General features: G+C 65.4%; 12 protein-coding genes. 9 read left to right on the top strand and 3 right to left on the bottom strand.

Annotated features, from left to right (window positions below):
• Positions 1–26 precede the first annotated feature (26 nt).
• Positions 27–611 (top strand): TetR/AcrR family transcriptional regulator, encoded by a 585-nt coding sequence (locus ASE75_RS02920; protein ID WP_055928435.1) that lies wholly within the window; start codon positions 27–29, stop codon positions 609–611.
• Here the strand turns inward: ASE75_RS02920 and ASE75_RS02915 are convergent.
• Positions 596–1,927 carry an MFS transporter gene (locus ASE75_RS02915; RefSeq protein ID WP_055928432.1) on the bottom strand — a complete coding sequence of 444 codons (1,332 nt, stop codon included), beginning with the start codon at positions 1,925–1,927 and terminating at the stop codon, positions 596–598. The two genes, ASE75_RS02920 and ASE75_RS02915, sit on opposite strands and share 16 nt — an antisense overlap.
• Here ASE75_RS02915 and ASE75_RS02910 point away from each other — a divergent pair.
• The 6 genes from ASE75_RS02910 (at position 1,888) to ASE75_RS02885 (ending at position 9,116) form a co-directional block, all read left to right on the top strand.
• Positions 1,888–3,624: an amidohydrolase gene (locus ASE75_RS02910; RefSeq protein WP_082463749.1), complete on the top strand. Its 1,737-nt coding sequence runs from the start codon at positions 1,888–1,890 to the stop codon at positions 3,622–3,624. The genes ASE75_RS02915 and ASE75_RS02910 overlap by 40 nt on opposite strands.
• Complete coding sequence (locus ASE75_RS02905) at positions 3,621–4,709, top strand: DUF2817 domain-containing protein (protein WP_055928427.1); 1,089 nt, start codon at positions 3,621–3,623, stop codon at positions 4,707–4,709. The genes ASE75_RS02910 and ASE75_RS02905 overlap by 4 nt, the downstream gene beginning before the upstream one ends.
• Positions 4,706–5,884 carry a mandelate racemase/muconate lactonizing enzyme family protein gene (locus tag ASE75_RS02900; protein ID WP_055928424.1) on the top strand — a complete coding sequence of 393 codons (1,179 nt, stop codon included), beginning with the start codon at positions 4,706–4,708 and terminating at the stop codon, positions 5,882–5,884. Before ASE75_RS02905 ends, ASE75_RS02900 begins: the two co-directional genes overlap by 4 nt.
• Positions 5,881–6,897, top strand: coding sequence for a CapA family protein (locus ASE75_RS02895; protein ID WP_082463747.1), 1,017 nt, complete (start codon positions 5,881–5,883; stop codon positions 6,895–6,897). Before ASE75_RS02900 ends, ASE75_RS02895 begins: the two co-directional genes overlap by 4 nt.
• A gap of 159 nt (positions 6,898–7,056) precedes the next feature.
• Entirely contained in the window at positions 7,057–8,289 is a 1,233-nt protein-coding gene (locus ASE75_RS02890) for a CaiB/BaiF CoA transferase family protein (protein ID WP_235512492.1), read from the top strand.
• A gap of 110 nt (positions 8,290–8,399) precedes the next feature.
• Positions 8,400–9,116: an IS6 family transposase gene (locus ASE75_RS02885; protein ID WP_055928415.1), complete on the top strand. Its 717-nt coding sequence runs from the start codon at positions 8,400–8,402 to the stop codon at positions 9,114–9,116.
• Positions 9,117–9,311: 195 nt separating this feature from the next.
• On the opposite strand, the gene ASE75_RS02880 is transcribed toward ASE75_RS02885, so the two are convergent.
• Both ASE75_RS02880 and ASE75_RS15995 read right to left on the bottom strand, forming a co-directional pair.
• Positions 9,312–10,331, bottom strand: coding sequence for a helix-turn-helix domain-containing protein (locus tag ASE75_RS02880; RefSeq protein WP_162233701.1), 1,020 nt, complete (start codon positions 10,329–10,331; stop codon positions 9,312–9,314).
• A gap of 183 nt (positions 10,332–10,514) precedes the next feature.
• A complete protein-coding gene (locus ASE75_RS15995) occupies positions 10,515–10,640 on the bottom strand; it encodes a hypothetical protein (RefSeq protein WP_268796012.1) in 126 nt (41 codons plus the stop codon).
• A 71-nt stretch (positions 10,641–10,711) separates the two neighbouring features.
• On the opposite strand from ASE75_RS15995, the gene ASE75_RS02875 reads away from it, so the two are divergent.
• Both ASE75_RS02875 and ASE75_RS02870 read left to right on the top strand, forming a co-directional pair.
• Complete coding sequence (locus ASE75_RS02875) at positions 10,712–15,778, top strand: autotransporter outer membrane beta-barrel domain-containing protein (protein WP_162233700.1); 5,067 nt, start codon at positions 10,712–10,714, stop codon at positions 15,776–15,778.
• Between the two features lie 91 nt (positions 15,779–15,869).
• Positions 15,870–16,937: a TIGR03032 family protein gene (locus ASE75_RS02870; protein WP_055928403.1), complete on the top strand. Its 1,068-nt coding sequence runs from the start codon at positions 15,870–15,872 to the stop codon at positions 16,935–16,937.
• Positions 16,938–17,017 lie beyond the last annotated feature (80 nt).

Genomic DNA, 17,017 nt, shown 5'->3' with positions numbered 1-17,017 from the left:
GGGTGGCGGGACCCTAGCTGTGATCGATGAGCCTGCCAGACGAAGCCCCGGCGCGTGATCGCCTGCTGCGCGCGACGCAAGACATCCTGGTCGAAAAGGGGCTGGAGCAGCTCAACACCAACGTCATCGCACGGCGCGCGGGGGTGACCCCGCCAACCCTCTATCATTACTTCGCCAACAAACACGCGATCCTGGGCGAACTTGCCCAGCAACTCATGCACGCGCAGACCGAGGTCATCCGCGTCGATACGGGTATCAGGGTGCGCACGCGCGACGACCTGCGCGAGGCGGTCGCGCGCAGTATCGCGCAGGGATTGGCCGTCACGCGATCGTTTCCCGCGGGCTATCAACTGCTCGTCTGCATGAGGGCGGTTCCCGCGTTGGCGCATATCCGGCGCGATTCGCATCGGGCGATGGCGTCTCTGGTTGCGGACTATTTCATCGAACAGGGACTGGCGCGCACGCGCGACGATCTGCGGGTCCGCTGCCTCCTGGCTCAAGACCTGAAATATGCGGCGATCGAAATGTTGTTCGAAACCGACTTCGCCGACACGTCCGCCGTGCTCATGCATGCGGCGGACGCGGTGACGGAAGTCTATGCGTTGTTTTGAGTAGAAGGGACCCGCATCATCAGGATGCAGCCGATAACGAACAGCAGGATGAGGCTACCGAAGCCCGCCCGCTGGCTGCCCGACAGGACCGTGACCAGCGTCACCAGGCCCGGACCGACCCAGACAGTGACGGTACTGGTCATCGCATACAGCCCGAAGAACCGCCCGATCTGATCTGGGGGACTGAGCGTCACCAGCAACGATCGGCAGGAGCTGTAGGCTGCGACGATGAACGCGCTGATCGGGATGGCGGCGTAAAGATAGGCGCGATCTGCCGCACCGGCGAACATCGCCGCGTCATTCGTGGCCGCATCGATCGGGATTGCACCGAACAGCAGGGCGTCGGGGCTGATGCCGACCTGAAAGATGAAGATCGCGGTGATCGCACAGAGTTCGATCAGAATGGCGTTGCGCGATCCGAACCGGCGGTCGAGCCACCCGCCAAGAAAACCACCAGCGACTGCCGCGATCGTGGCGCTGATGCCCAAAGCGGCGGTTTCAGCGCGGTTCCAGCCCAACATGCCCGCAACATAGACACCCGCGATCGAGAACAGCGCGGTCAGCCCGTCCATGAAGATCATGCGCGCGACCAACAGGCGCATCACTGCCGGATATTGGGCGAAGAGCGCGCGACCGTGAGCGAAGGGTTGCCATCTCTCGGGCAGGATTCGTACCTCACGCCACGTTCCGGCCGCTCCTGCTAAATCTGGCATCCAGCGCAGGAACGGAATGATGAACAGGCCCATCCACAGCGCACAGACCGGCCCGGACAAGCGGGCCACGTCCGATGGTGTCAGCCCGAAGGGCGGTGCCTTCGACGCGAGGAGCATCGCCAGCAGGACGAGGACCGAGGCGGCGCTGCCCGCAGACAGGCCAAGACCGGAAATCAGCGGAATTTCGGTTCTGATCCCGGCAACGGGCAACAGCGCGTTGTGGAACAGTTCGGACACCGAATAGGCACAACCTGCGATGACGAGGAACGTCATCGCCAGCGGCACTGCGCTCGACGCGCCGGGGACAGCCAGCCCCAACAACGCACTGGAGAGCGCGAGGACGATCATCAGCCCCGCCAGCACCGGCTTCTTGGCACCGCCCTGATCCATGACCCCGCCAAGAAAGGGTGCGATGATCGCCATTACAACGCCGGCCGTCGTCACGGCGACTCCGAACAGCGCCTGTCCGCGCACCGGGTCACCGACCAGATGCTGCGCGAAGAACGGTGCGAAGACATAGATGACGACGACGAAATAGAAGGGGCTGCGCGCCCAGTCGAACGATGCCCACAGCCAGCCCGTCTTCGGTATCTTCGCTGCCACGTTCGTCTCTCCCTATCTGTATAGTAATAACTATAGACACGTTTTGTGCGGCCTGTCATCACTGGGCAAAGAGGCAGGAGAGAGCGGTGCCCGGTCAGTTATTTTACGGTGGCCCGATCGTCACCATGACGCCAAAAGCGGGCGCCGCACGGCCCGAAAGCCTGCTGGTGCAGGAGGGCCGGATCGCCTTCGTCGGATCGCTGGGAGACGCACGCGCGATGGCAGGCCGTGACGTGGTCGACATTGCGCTCGAGGGACGCGCGCTACTGCCGGGCTTTATCGACGCGCACCTCCACCCGTTGCCGATGATGTTTTTCGCAGCCAGCGCCGACCTGGATGGTGCGCATACGCTGGCGGAAGTCAGGGACCGATTGCGTCGGCAGGCGACGGTGCTGACGACCGGAGAATGGCTGGTCGCCGTGCAATTCGAAACCAATCGCCTTGCTGCGGATGAGAGGCTGGATGCGACCATGCTGGACGCCTGGTTTCCCGATCTGCCGGTCCTGATCTACACGCGGGACGGTCACTGCGTCATCTGCAACAGCCAGGTGCTGGCGGCGATGGCGTTCGATGCGGGCACGGCCGATCCGCCAGGCGGGACGATCGGTCGCGATGCGGCCGGGCTGCCCGATGGGTGCTTTTACGAAAAAGCGGTTGGTTTGCCGCTGGCGGCGAAACCGGGGCCATCGGCGGAGCGGCTGCTGGCAGCGGGTGAACGGCTGTTCGAGCGCATGGCCCAGGCTGGCGTCACGTCGATCGGTGCGATGCTGCAAAGCGATGACGAGGGGCCGGGTGGTGCCGCCGCTCGCCGCGAAACGCGCGCCATGCCGATGTTGCGCCACCGCATTCCGCAATCGATCTACGCCATCGTCATCGGCCGCAGCCTGGATGGCATCAGATCACTGGCGGGCAGCGCATTGGACGATCCATCGGCGGGTACGCGCGCACGAGCCATCAAGATTTTCGCTGACGGCACCTTCGGCTCGTGCACGGCCTGCATGACCGAACCCTATGCCGACAACAGCTGCACCCACGGCTATCTTACGCTGGCGCCGGAGGACATCTACGCGCGTATGGAGGCGGCTCATGTTGCCGGTTACCAGATCTGCATCCACGCCATCGGTGACAGCGGCATCGCGACCTGTGTCGATCTGTTCGAACGCCTGCTGACGGCGCATCCGCGTGACGACCATCGCCACCGGATCGAACATGCCTCGATCGCCGATCGTGCGCTGATCGCGAGGATCAAGGCGATCGACCTGTGCATTTGCACGCAACCGCTGTTCATCCGGTCGGAACGCGCGTGGCTGCCGACCCGGCTCGGCGCGGCGCGCGTCGCCCACGCTTATCCGTTCCGCGATTTTCTGGATGCCGGCATCGTCGTCGCTGGATCGTCCGATGCCCCGATCGAAGCGACCGACGTGATTGCGGCGCTGGATTTCGCGGTCAACCGCGGCGGTTTCTACCCCGAACAGGGCGTAACCGTCGCAGAAGCTTTAGCGATGTATACGCGGAACGCCGCCTTCCTTCAGTTCGAGGAGCAGGAAAAGGGAACGCTGGAGGTCGGCAAGCGGGCCGATCTGGTCATTCTCGATCGCGACCCCCTTGCGATCGATCCTGCCGCGATCGGCGATCTGCGGGTCTGCGCAACGATGATCGGCGGGCGGATGATCGACGCAGGAGAGCAGGCGGCATGAGCGACAATCCGTTCTCCCCCGACTATGCCACCGCACGGCAACGCCTTCTGGCAGCGGCGGCCGGCGCAGACTGGTCGCACCGCGCGATCATGCACCCCGAATACGGGCCATCCGGGGAGCCGCTGGCACTCGACGTGCTGCGGCGCGGACCGGCGGACGCGAACCGTGTTCTGGTCATCAACAGTGCGACCCATGGCGCAGAAGGGTTCAGCGGCTCGGCGATCCAGCTTGCCCTGATCCAGGCTGCGCCCGTGCTTCCCGATGGGGTGGCGCTCCTATTGATCCATGGGGTCAACCCACACGGTTTCGCCTATTTGCGCCGCGTGACCGAGGATAACGTCGACCTCAACCGCAACTTCATCGATTTCACGGCGCCGCTGCCCACCAACAGCATGTATCGCAACTTGTCACCGACGGTGAATCCGATCGTACTCGACGATTCCGACGCTCTGATCGACCGGCTGGAATCACTACGCATCGACATGGGCGACCTGCCGTTCATGAAGGCCTTGTCCGGCGGGCAATATGACGATCCCGCCGGTATTCAGTTCGGTGGCGCTGGTTCCACTTGGTCGCGTCGCACCATCGAGCGGATATGGCGCGAGGAACTTGGTGCGGCGGCCGTCGTCGTTCAACTGGACGTTCACACCGGTCTCGGGCCGCGTGGTCTGGGCATGTTGATGATGGCCGCCAACCCGGATGAGCCGCATCGCACGCTGACTGCCGACTGGTTCGGCCCGATGATGGTCAGCGCCCGTCCGGCGTCGGCCGAGCAGACGGTTCTGGGGGGATATCTGAACGCCGGCCTAGAGCGGGCGGTAGCGGCGTGGGTCATTCCGATGACACTGGAATTCGGCACCGAACCGCTCGCCCCGGTGATCGCCGCCGTCATCGCGGACAACTGGCTGCACCGACAGGTCGACCCGGCACCGGATGTGGCGCGATCGATCAAGGGCTGCATCCGTGCGGTGTTCGACCCGCAGGACGACGAATGGCGCGCTGCCGTCCTCGCCCGCGGCGCGCAGGTTTTGGGCCAGGCCCTGGCCGGTCTCGGCACGCTGGATATCGAAAAGGATCTGCCATGACGACCGACGTTGATGCAATCACCAAGCTTGAACTGTTTCCAGTCTGGGTGCCGTTCCGTGAAGAGGTTCGCGCGTTACTGCAAAGTGGCGAGGGCAAGGTCGCGATGGGGCTGAAGGTCGAAGATCATTGGCTTGGCGCCGATATTCTCGTCTGTCGCCTGACGACCGAATCGGGCATCGTCGGCATCGGCGATGCGTATGTCTGGCTGGTCGAAAGCGCGACCTCCCCCGCGCTGATCGCGGATGTCGTCGAACGCCATCTCGCCCGCTTCGTGATCGGCCGGTCCGCGTTCGACATCCGGGCGATTGCTGCGCGAATGAACGACAATATCGCCCGCAACGAAATGGCGAAGGGCGTCCTGGATATCGCGCTGTACGACGTCGCGGCACGGAGTGTCGGACGGCCGGTCTCGGATCTGTGTGGCGGACGCCAAGTCGATCGCGTGCCGTTGGCCATCGTGGTGCCGCTGACCGATGTCGCTACGATCGAACGGCTTGTCGGCATGGGCTTGGAAAAGGGTGTCAGGACGTTTCGCTGCAAACTGGGCGGCGGCATCCGCCGTGACGTCGAGATTATCAGCGCGGTTCGCGCGCTTGTGGGTCCCGACGTGCGCCTGCGCGTGGATTACAACCAAGCCTACAGCCCGCAGCAGGCACTCGCGGCGATCACCTCGATCGCGCCTTATGGCATCGACTTTGCCGAACAGCCGGTCGGCGCGGACGACTATGCTGGAATGGCGTGGTTGCAATCGCGCACCGACGTTCCGGTCATGGCGCATGAAGGGGCGTTCGGCCTGCGCGACATGGTGACACTCGCGGAAATGGGCGCGGTGCGCGTATTTGGCCTGAATGCCGAACGGCCCGGTGGAATGACCGCAGCGTTACAGGCGATCGATTATGCCGCGGCGCGCGGCATCGATGTGGTCCTGCACAACCAGCCGTCGGGCATCGGCAGTGCCATGATGCTGCATCTTCACGCCGCCCGCGCCCGCGACATCCGTCATGCGACCGAATTGCAGGGACATTCGATGCTCGAACATTCGCTAATCCAGGGACGACTAACCTATGACGATGGCTTTGCCACCGTTCCCGATGGGCCGGGCTGGGGCGTCGACCTGGATGAGGCGGCGATCGACCGGTATCAGACCCGTGCTGCGATCACGGTGACGGCATGAGCGGGGTTGCCCGCCGCGAACGGCGCACACGGTTCCTGCGCCGGATCGCAACCCCTTATTCCCTGTTAGAAACTCGCGGTGTCGTCCGTCGCAATCGCAGCGGTGTCGATACCTTACGAAATGCCGGCATTGTCGCACCCCTGACGCAGGATACGAGATTTGCTGTGCCTGCAGCATCCGTAAAGCCGCTGCGCATCGGGTTCATCGGCGACATCATGAACATTGCCGACAAAACGCTGGTATTCGGCGACGACCTCAAAGCCTTCGTCGGTGAATGCGATATCCTGATCGGCAATTTCGAAGCGACGATCCACGATCACCCCAAGCGACCGGGCGTCTGGATCGGGTTCGAACAGCCGCAGGCCGAACGGATCGTCGATGATCTCGCCGCGTTGTTCGATCCCACCCGGTTTTACCTGTCGCTCGCCAATAACCACAGCGGCGACTATCCCCTGTCGGTATTCGAGCGATCGAACGCCCTCCTGCGTGATCGGGGATACCGGCTTTTCGGCATGAAGGACGATCCGTGGATCGATCCCGATCCCGGCGTGCGAATCGTGACCGGCACGATGTGGTCGAACCAGCGCGCCGACGACATGCTCTATCTGCATGCGCCGAACCAATCCGCGAAATACTGTCGGCCGGGTGCGGTCAACATTCTCTACCCCCATTGGGGATACGAACTCGAAGCCTGGCCGCGGCCCGAGATCGTCAGGCTTGCAACGGAATACGCCCGCGATTTCGACGCGATCGTAGGACACCACGCCCATAACCCGCAGCAGATGGCGCTGGTCGACGGCAAGCCCGTTGCCTTTGGTCTGGGCGATTTCTGCTTTTACTACGATCTTCCGACCTACAAACATGGAATGGTCTGCCGCATGGAGATTGCGCCGTCGATCGAAGGCGGGGCGCCCGCCATCGCGACGGTGGACTGGCGCCAGATCACGGCGGAGCACCAACCGGGTCAGTTGAAGATCGAGATGTCGAACAACATCCTGCCGTGGTTGAAATAGTACGGCAGGAAAACGGAAGTTGCGAAGCCGACGGGCCAACATCCATTGTCCTCGGCCCATGCGACGGAGATCCGCAGCCCTGACATCGGATGGCTCGCGCGGCATGGCCTTCCGGGAAACAAGCTCGTGTGCGTCGCCCAGCGGTGATGGTGTAGCACGATGCCATTGCCGCACGTGACGAGAGGGCCAGCCATGCAGCCACTGACAGGCATCCGCGTCCTCGATTTCGGACGGTACATCGCGGGACCATATTGTGCGGCGCTGCTGGGCGATTTCGGTGCCGAAGTGATCCGCATCGAGCGCGTTGGAGGCAACGAGGACCGCTTTACCGTACCTGTAGCAGAGGACGGTTCCGGGGCCGCTTTCCTTCAGCTCAATCGCAACAAGAAGTCGCTTGCCCTGTCGCTTGGCAGTCCAGAGGGGCGGGAGATCGTGCGCAGGCTCGTGGCGACGGCCGATATCGTGATCGCCAACATGCCCGCCGATGCCCTGATGGCGGCGCATCTCGACCTCGCCTCGCTTGCGGCCATCAAACCCGACATCATTCTCGTTACCGCCTCCGCATTCGGTGACGCGGGGCCGATGGCGCGGAACGTCGGCTTCGACGCGATCGGACAGGCGATGTCCGGGGCGGTGGCGCTGACCGGCACCGCCGACCAGCCATACCGCGCCCAGGTCAATTATGTGGATTTCGGTACCGCGCTGCACTGTGCATTCGGTGCTATGATGGCGTTGCGCGAACGCGACCGCACCGGGCGTGGACAACAGGTTTCGGGATCGCTGCTGGGCACGGCCACTGCGATGACCAACGGGTTGTCGATTGACCATGCCCTCAACGGCATCGAGCGCAAGCCGCTGGGCAATCGCAGTCATGGTTCGGGACCGACCGACATCTTTCGCACGTCGGATGGCTGGATCGTGACGCAGATCGTCAGCAACGCGATCTTCGCGCGCTGGGCGCATCTGGTTGGCGCTCCTGAACTGATCGACGATCCGCGCTACGCGGACGACAGGGCCCGTGGCGATAACGGCGCGGCTTTGAGCGAACGTATGGCCGCTTGGTGTGCAACGCGAACCACCCAGGAGGCGATCGACCTGCTCGGCGCTGCCCGCATCCCGGCGGGGCCGGTGCTTGCCCCGTCGGAGGTCATGGCCCACCCGCAGATGCAGGCGTCAGGGTTGGTCGAGCATGTACGCTATCCTGGAACCGCAAGCGCGGCGCCGATCGTCGGCCCACCTATCTCCCTCAGCGACACTCCACGAGAGGCGATGAACCGTCCACCTCAGGTCGGCGAGCACAGTGCCGCGATCCTCACCGATCTGGGCTTCGCACCGGATGCGATCTCGGCGATGGTTCAGAGGGGCGCCGTCGGGCTCTGTCAGGCAACGTAGCATGGGGTGCGGAGGACAGAAGTTGCGGATGAAGCGGCAATCGAGAGCACGGGACGGCTCTGTCAGACCAAATGCACCGATCGTTATGGGAGGATGCGTCGGTGCGGCGAATGCCTCGCCCCCGTAAACCCATCAGCCTTTTTCGCTACTTCAACTCGTCGCCTGAGGTGATCCGACTGGTGGTGCTGATGTACGTTCGCTTCCCACTGTCGTTGCGGAACGTGGAGGATCTGCTGTTCGAGCGCGGCATCGACATTTGCCACGAGACGGCGCGGATGTGGTGGAACAGGTTCGGTCCGATGTTCGCAGGTGACATCCGTCGTCAGCGGGTCAACCGTATGGGAGGCTTCCGCCACTGGCGCTGGCACATGGACGAGATGTACGTGAAGCTGAATGGCGAGATGGTGTACCTGTGGCGTGCTGTCGATCACAAGGGCGAGATACTTGAAAGCTACATCACCAAGACCCGCGACAAGGACGCAGCGCTCACCTTCATGAAGAAGGCGCTCAAGCGCCATGGCTCGCCTGACAAGATCAACACCGATGGGCTTCGCTCGTATCGCGTAGCGATGAAGGACCTGGGCAACGCCGACAAGCAGGAGGTGGGGCGCTGGGCAAACAACCGGGTGGAGAACAGTCACTTGCCGTTCCGACGACTAGAACGTGCGATGCAACGTTTCCGCCGGATGAAGACGCTAAAAAAGTTCGCTTCCGTCCACGCCAACGTCCACAACCACTTCAACCTCGAACGTCATCTCTTCGACCGCCAGACCTACAAGGCACGACGCTCCGCTGCCCTGGCGGAGTGGCAGATCTTCGCAAGCTAGGCCGCTACGCTCAAAGGCCTGACTGCATCGTGGGGAGAGCGGTTCGCGTAAGACTGACAGCACCGCCAAGTCCCCGTACAAGCAGGACTGACCGGGCCTGATGGCACGGTCAGTCCAGTTCTACCGATCGTTGGACGGGCGGCACCCGTGGCGTTGTTCGAACCGGCCTGATGAGATGGCCGGCCCGTGCGTCGTCTATTTTCGCAGCGTCTTCAGCCAGGCGTCGAACCGGCGTTCGGGCGCGTTGTCGGGGTCGCCGCATCCCTTGGCAAGCCAGGTGCGCTGTTGCTGGTTGCGGGCCATGCCGGGGGTGATGCCGAAATGCGCCTTGAACGCACGACCGAACGTCGCCTCGTTGGCAAATCCCCAGCGATAGGCGATCTCCGCCACCTTGCGCCGTCGCCCGTCGATCGCGGCCAGGTCGATCGCTGCGCCGGTCAGGCGGCGGCGGCGGATATAGTCCGATACGCCGCCGACCGGTTCGAATATGCGGTACAGCGTGGCACGCGAGATATTGAACGCCGCGGCGATCCGGCCCGGTTCCAGCGCGGCGTCGCCGGCATGGCGGTCGATATACAGCGCGATCGCGCGGAATGGTGAGGGATCACGCCGAGGCCGATCGACCGGCTGCGACCGGTCGCAGGTGCCGAGCACCGTGGTCAGAAGCAGGATCGTCGCACTGGCCGCCGCCTCCGCATCGCGCGCGCCCAGCATCGGCAGCCGTCGGGCCAGCGCGGTGATATAGTCGGCCAGCAATGCCGTCTGCGGCCGGTCGGCGGACAGCACGACGCCGTGCAGCGCGGCGGCGTCGCCGACACCGGCATCGAAGAAGGCGCGAGGGACCATGAACGACAGGTTGTGGAAATCGCTCGCGCAGGTGTCGAGCGTCGCGCACATATCGAACAGGCAGATGTCGCCGCTGCCGACCGTGATCGGCCTGTCGTCGGCCCGACCGGTAAACCGGCCCTCCAGATACAGCTGGACGAGAATATGGTCCATGCCGCTCATCGCGACCCGGTCGGCTGACCGGTCAAAGCACAAGGCGCTGCTGCGGAACGATCCGAACATCAAGGTGCCGAGGTGCCAGGCCATGATGTCGCAGGTATAGTCCGCCTCGGACGTCCTATCCGGCAGAATGCAGGCAAAGACCGAGTCAACGGCCTGGCGATAGCTTGCCAGCGCGGCGGGGCCGCCCACGTCCGCGGACGAAACCATGAAGGTCGGTACGCGGTCCTCGCCTGCCGCTGCCTCCGGTGGTCTGTTCTGTCGCACCGTGTCCTCGTCGGCCCTGTCTCTGATGGTCGCCGCCAACATGCCAATCCTCTGCCCGGCCTTGCCCGCCGCATCTCAGGTCGGATGCGCTTAAAGCAATGCGTCTCAATGTTATACCAAGATGTTTCATACGGTTTCGATGCCGTTGACCATAGCCCGGTCTGGTTGCAGCACAGAAAAATCAACTGCCAGCGCGGCGGTTCCGGGGAAGAATGCGGCCCGCCATTGGGGGAGGGTCGTGGGATCAATCATGGCGAAATGCGACCGGACGCCCCGAGTGGGTGAACCGGACGTCGCGCCAGCACGGTATCGGGGATGATGACATGACGGGTTTGTTCGGGGCGGGATTCGGAAGCAGCATCATTCTGGTGGAATCGCGGGCGGCGGCGGAAGCGCCGCGCACGCCGGTCCGCCAGTCCGGGCCGCGTGTCGGACTGCTGGTGACGACGGCGCTGGCGGGTGCCCTGCTGGTCGGCCTGCCCGACTGGGCGCAGGCGCAGTCGAACAACGCGTGCGGTGCGGTCGACGCCAACGGTTCGGTCACCTGCACGCCGGCGGGCAATCCCTTTGCCGACGGCATCCGCTATGATTCGACGGTACGCGACCTGAGCGTCGTGCTGGCCGACGATGTGACGGTCGAGCGCGATCCGAGGCGGGCGACCTCGTCGCTGCGTCTCGCCACCACGACCGGCAAGCTCACGCTGCGCTCGGGGGACAATGTCGGCATCGTGTCGACCGGCGATTACCAAAACGGCGTGACCGCGTTGTCGACAACCGGCACGCTCGATCTGGCCGCGCCCTATGTCGTGACGCTGGGTTTTGCATCGACCGGCGTCCGCGCCCGGACGACCAGCGGCGCGATCGTCGCCAAACTGGGGACCATCGAAACCCAGGGTTCGTATTCGGACGGTGCCTGGATCTCCAATCAGCGCGGTGGTGACATTACGGTGGAGGCCGGGGACATCCGTACTTTCGGCGATCGGTCTTTGGGCCTTCAGGTGTTGGGCAATGGCCCGGGCGCCACGTCCGTGACGGTGTCCGGCAACGTTGCCACCGCTGGTGCGTTTTCGACCGGCGTGAATGTCTCCGGAAGTTACTATGGCGACCCTGTCCTGGTCTCGACGCGTGGCATTGAGACCAAAGGCGATTTCAGCACCGGTATCCAGGTTGCCGGTCGGTCAATCGGGGTCGAGATCAATGGCGACATTCGGACGTCGGGAGCCGTGGCGGAGGGCGTTCGTCTGGTCGCGTTTGACGGCCCTCTGGCCGCGACCATGTCGGGCAACATCGACACGACCGGCGATTATGCCAATGGCGCGGTGGTCTATGGCAATGGCGATGTGGCGGTTCAGGTAAGCGGCGCAATCACGACCGCCGGGGCCGGTGCCTCGGGTGTCCGGGCGGTGACCAGTGCCGGAAATATGATCGTGAACCTGAGCCAGGTCGGCACGGCCGGCGATGATGCCAACGCGGTGGAAACCCGCAACAGCGATGCCACGGGAACGACGCTGGTCCTTGCCGACGAAATCGTGACGCTTGGCGCGCGTTCGGCCGGGGTCAATCTGACCGGGACCGGATCGGCGGTGGCCGTCATCGACACGCTGACCACCAGCGGCGACGGCGCAACCGGGGTCGATGCGGCGACGTCGCCGTTCGGCGATGTGCTTGCTTCTGCCGGAGCCGTCATCAACACCGGCAGCACCAGCGGTGTCGGAGCCAATCTCGTGACGATCCGTGTCCGGGGAGAGGCTGCGCTGGAAAGCGCGGGGCTGTTGTCGGTGTCGGGGGCCGGGTCGACCATCCTGTCGGCCCAGGCCGGTGAGGCGATCCGCATCGCCGTGAACGATGCCGTGGTCAGCGGTACGGATTCGCGCGGGATCGTCGCGGTGACGCCCGGCACGATCGAAGCCGCGGTTACCGGACGCTTCACCGGTACCGCCGACCAGAGCGTTCCCGGCACGGCGATGATTGACCTGACCGGCGGGGCCGGCGTCACGCTGGCCAACAGCGGCGCGATCAGCACCAGCGGCTTCGGCGAGGCGGCGGTGTTGTTGCAGAGCGCCGGACCGGTAACGGTGTCCGGCATCGGCACCATCGCCACGACCGGTGCCGGCGCCTCCGGTCTGGTTGCGGGGTCGCAATATGGTTCCGTCAGCATCGCGCAGAGCGCGGTGTCCACGACCGGCGATCAGTCGGCGGCAATTGTCGCGCAGGGCGGCACCGGCGTTGACGTCGGCGTCGGAACCGTGACGACCAGGGGTGTCGCATCCGATGCGATCGCCGCGTCGTCCTATGGCACGGTGTCGGTGGCCAGCACCGGCACGATCGGTGTCGCCGGTGCCGGGTCGGCCGGTGTCCGGGCCTCGGGCAGCGACGTCGCCGTGGTGCTGAATACCATGACGGTGGCCGGTGCGGGGTCGCTGGGCGTAGCGGTGATGGCGGCCAACAGCGCCAGCGTCACCGTGACCGGCAGCGTGACCGGCAATGCCGATCAGGTGGCGACAACGCCCCGTCCGTTGCCGCTGGACCGCGTGTCGGACGTCAGCACCGGGATCATCTCGGTCGCGGCGAATGGCGCGGCATCCGTCGCGAACGGCGGCACGATTGCCACAACAGGGCAGAACCAGGCGGGCATCACCGTGCGTGGCGGCGGCAATGTCGTCGTGTCGGGCAATGGCCGCGTGATGACCAGCGGGGCCGGGGCGACCGGCATCTACGCGGGGTCTTCGGGTACGCTGGCCAGCGTGACCCAGGCCAGCGTGTCGACCACCGGCGACAATGCCCGTGGCGTGCTCGTGCGCTCCTATGGCGCGGGCAGCGCGACCGTCGGCACGGTCACGACGACGGGTGCCGGATCGCGCGGCATCTCCGTCGAAAGCGTGTCGGGTGCGCGGATCGTCGCGGGTACCGTGACGACCAGCGGCGCAGGCGCGGTCGGGATCGAGGCGCAGTCCTTCGGTCCGGCGACCGTCACTGCCACCAACGTCACGACCACGGGGGTCGGCGCGACCGGCATCTATGCCGCCGCAACGCAGCAGGGGGATGCGGCGATTACCGTATCGGGCACGGTATCGGTGCAGTCGTCCCATGCGGCGGCGGCGATATCCTATTTCGGGACGGCGTCCGTTACGGTCGCCAATGCCCGCAAGGCCGGCGATACCGACTTCGCCGCGCTGCTGGCCAATGGCGGGACCGGCGCCAGCGTGGCGTTCGGGACGCTCGTTTCGAACACTGACGGCATCGCCAGCGGAACGACGCCGGCGGCCTTCGCGCTGACCAGTGCCGGCACCGCGAGCGTATCGGGCGGAACGGCGAGCGTGACCGGTCAGGGCAATGGCGGCGTCGCGGCGGTGAGCTATGCCGGCAATGCCACCATCGCCATGACCGGCGCGGTGTCGACCACCGGCGCGCGTGGACATGCCGTCGTGGTGGAGGCGCAGGGTGGTCTCGCCCGGGTCTCCACCGCGTCGGTTTCGACAACCGGGGCCGGGGCGGCGGGGATCATCGCATCGGGCAATGACGCGGTGGTGACGGCGACCGGACCAGTGACGGTATCGGGCGTCCTGAACACCAGCGGTCGCGGCATCGCCGCGGTCGACGTCGCGGCTCTCACCGGCCAAGCGAGCGTGTCGGTCGGCAGCGTATCGGCGACCGGAGCGGGTGCCGACGCGGTCAACGTCCGCGCCGCCACCAACGCTGCGCTGACGGTGGTGTCGGGGGCGACCATCGCGGGGAACCGGGATGCGGTCGTGCTGGCCAGCAGGACCGGCGGCACACTGACCAATGCCGGCACCATCGCCGGCGGCAGCGGCGCGGCGGTCCGCGTCACGGGCGGTGCGGCGACGATCGTGAACACCGGGACGATCATCGGTGCGCTGGTACTGACCGACCAGGCCGACAGCGTGACCAATGGCGGGCGGCTGACGCTGGCATCGGGCACCAGCTTCGGCGCGGGCAACGATACGCTTGCCAACAGCGGCACGCTGCTGCTGGCCGGCGACGTGGCGTTCGGCGACGGCACCGATCTGTTGACCAACAGCGGCACGCTGGCGCTGACCGGGGGCACCACCGCGCGGTCGCGGTCGGTGACCGGGCTGGAGCGTCTGGCCAACAGCGGCCTGATCGACCTGCGCAGCGGCATTGCCGGCGACACGCTGACGACCAGCGGTGCATTCGTCGGCAGCGGCAACAGCACGCTGGCGCTCGACGTGAACTTCGCGAGCGGCGTGGCGGATCGCCTGATCGTCGGCGGTGCCACGACCGGCAGCACGGCCCTGGTCGTCAACCCGGTGACGACCGGCGATGCGGTGCTCGTTTCGGGTATCACGCTGGTCCAGACGGGCAGCGGTACGGCATCGGACGCGTTCACGCTGGCAGCGGGATCGCAGGCGCGCGGCTTCATCCAGTACGGCCTGGTGGCCAATACGGCCAACACCGCGTTCACGCTGGTCGGCGCTCCGGCCCCGACCGCATACAAGGTCGCCAAGATCGGCGAGGGTGTGCAATCCGCGTCGATGGATTCGGCGGACGCGGTCACCGCACATCTCGCGAACGTCCGCGATGCTGCGGCACCGGACAAGGGGCTGTGGTATCAGGCGCGGGGCGGCGTGGTCAGCCGGCATGAACTGGGCCTCTACAGCACCTCGGGCTTCGCGCAGAGCGTCGACCTGGGCTACAAGCAGGACGGCTTCGGCGGTCAGGGCGGTTTCGACATCGCCACTGGCGGCGGCGCGCTGCGCTTCGGCGTCACCGGCGGCTATGAAAGCAGCATGATGGCGTTTGCCGCCAGCGCCGACCGCGTTCACCTCGATGTGCTCAACGGCGGTGTCTATGCCGGGCTGCACAGCGGTGCGGTCTTCGTCAACGCGCTTGCCAAATATGACCGCTATGTCGTGCGGACCAATTTCGCCTCGCTTGGCGTGAAGGACCGATTCCACGGATCGAGCTGGGGCGGCCGGGTCGAGGCCGGCCTGCGGCTGGGCAATGACGGCTTTTATGTCGAGCCGGCGGTCCGCGTGACCTATCTCGACACCAGCCTGGACACCACGGGTGCCTATGGCGCGGAGATCGGCCTGATCGACGGTCATAGCGTGCGCGGCGAGGCCGGTTTGCGGCTGGGCGGCATGCGCGATATCGGCGGCGGCACGATGATGACCATCTACGCCTCGGGCAATGCGGTGAAGACCTTCGACGCAGCCAACCGGTTCGGCTTCGTCACCGGCAGCAGCGCGGTGGCGATCGAAACCGACCGCCTGCCGGTGTACGGCGTCGGCAAGCTGGGCATGGCCGTTTCGAGCGGCCGGGTCACCGGCTTCATCGAGGGCGAGGGGCGGTACAGCGACGCCTATCGCGGCGGCGGCGGCCGGGTCGGGTTGCGTATCGGGTTCTGACGACTTCCGCGCCGGAAGCCCCTCGCGGCGTCGGTCGTTTTCCGCCTAGGGAAACACCGACGCCGCATTTTTTGATTCAGGCAGGACGCCGATGACGACCGAACCCTCGACGCTGGACCCCAAGGCAACCGAATTGCAGGTATCGCGCGGTTTTGGCGGGTGGTTGACGCAGCACCGGCTGAGCCTGGCGTTCAGTTGCTACCAGAGCGGGCAACTGTTTCTGGTCGGTGTCCTGCCCGACGGCAGCGTGTCGTTCAACCAGCAGAATTTCACGCGGGCGATGGGACTGTGCTGGCAACAGGACCGGCTCTACCTGGGGGGGCTGGACCAGCTGTGGCGGCTGGAAAACATGCTGCGGCCCGGTGAGGTCGGCAACGGCGCGTTCGATCAGGTGCTGGTACCGCGCAACGCCCAGACCACCGGCGATGTCGACATCCACGAACTGGGCGTCGACCCCGACGGCCATGTCCTGTTCGTGAACACCAGATACAGCTGTCTCGCGACGCTCGACGTGCGGCACAGCTTTCGTCCGGTGTGGAAACCGCCGTTCATCACCCGGCTTGCGCCCGAGGACCGGTGCCACTTGAACGGGCTGGCGATGGTCGCCGGACAGCCGCGCTATCTGACGGCGGTCAGCCGCAGCGATATCGTCACCGGCTGGCGCGCGCGACGTGAACAGGGCGGGGTGCTGATCGAATATCCGTCGGGACGCATCGTCACCGACCAGTTGTCGATGCCGCACAGCCCGCGCGTGGACGCCGATGGCAGCGTGATCCTGCTTGATTCCGGGCGCGGGTGGATCGTCCGGGTCGATCCGGTAACGGGCACGCGGACCGACATCGCCTTCTGCCCCGGCTTCCTGCGCGGGCTTGCCCTGCATGACGGGCATGCGATCGTCACCGTATCGAAACCGCGCAAGGGCAATTTCGCCGGGCTGGACCTGGACGACGCGCTGGCGGCGCGCGATGCCGACCCATGGTGCGGGGTGTTGATCGTCAATCTGGCGACCGGCGACATCGTCGAATGGATCCGGCTGGAAGGTTTCATTACCGAAGTGTTCGACGTGGTGGCGATGCCGGGGGTTCGCTGTCCGATGGCGATCGGCCCGGGGACGCTGGAACTGCAATCGACGATCAGCTTCGACCCGCTGCCCGAATAGCGCGATGCGGGGCGCGAACGGATCCTGCGTGCCGATCGCTAGAGGTCGGCGTGCAGATGATCCGCCTTGGCCGGCCAGCC

Source organism: Sphingomonas sp. Leaf17 (assembly GCF_001421505.1).
Taxonomy (GTDB): domain Bacteria; phylum Pseudomonadota; class Alphaproteobacteria; order Sphingomonadales; family Sphingomonadaceae; genus Sphingomonas.
The sequence above is the reverse complement of the archived record's forward strand: the minus strand, read 5'-3'. Positions and strand labels throughout refer to the sequence as shown.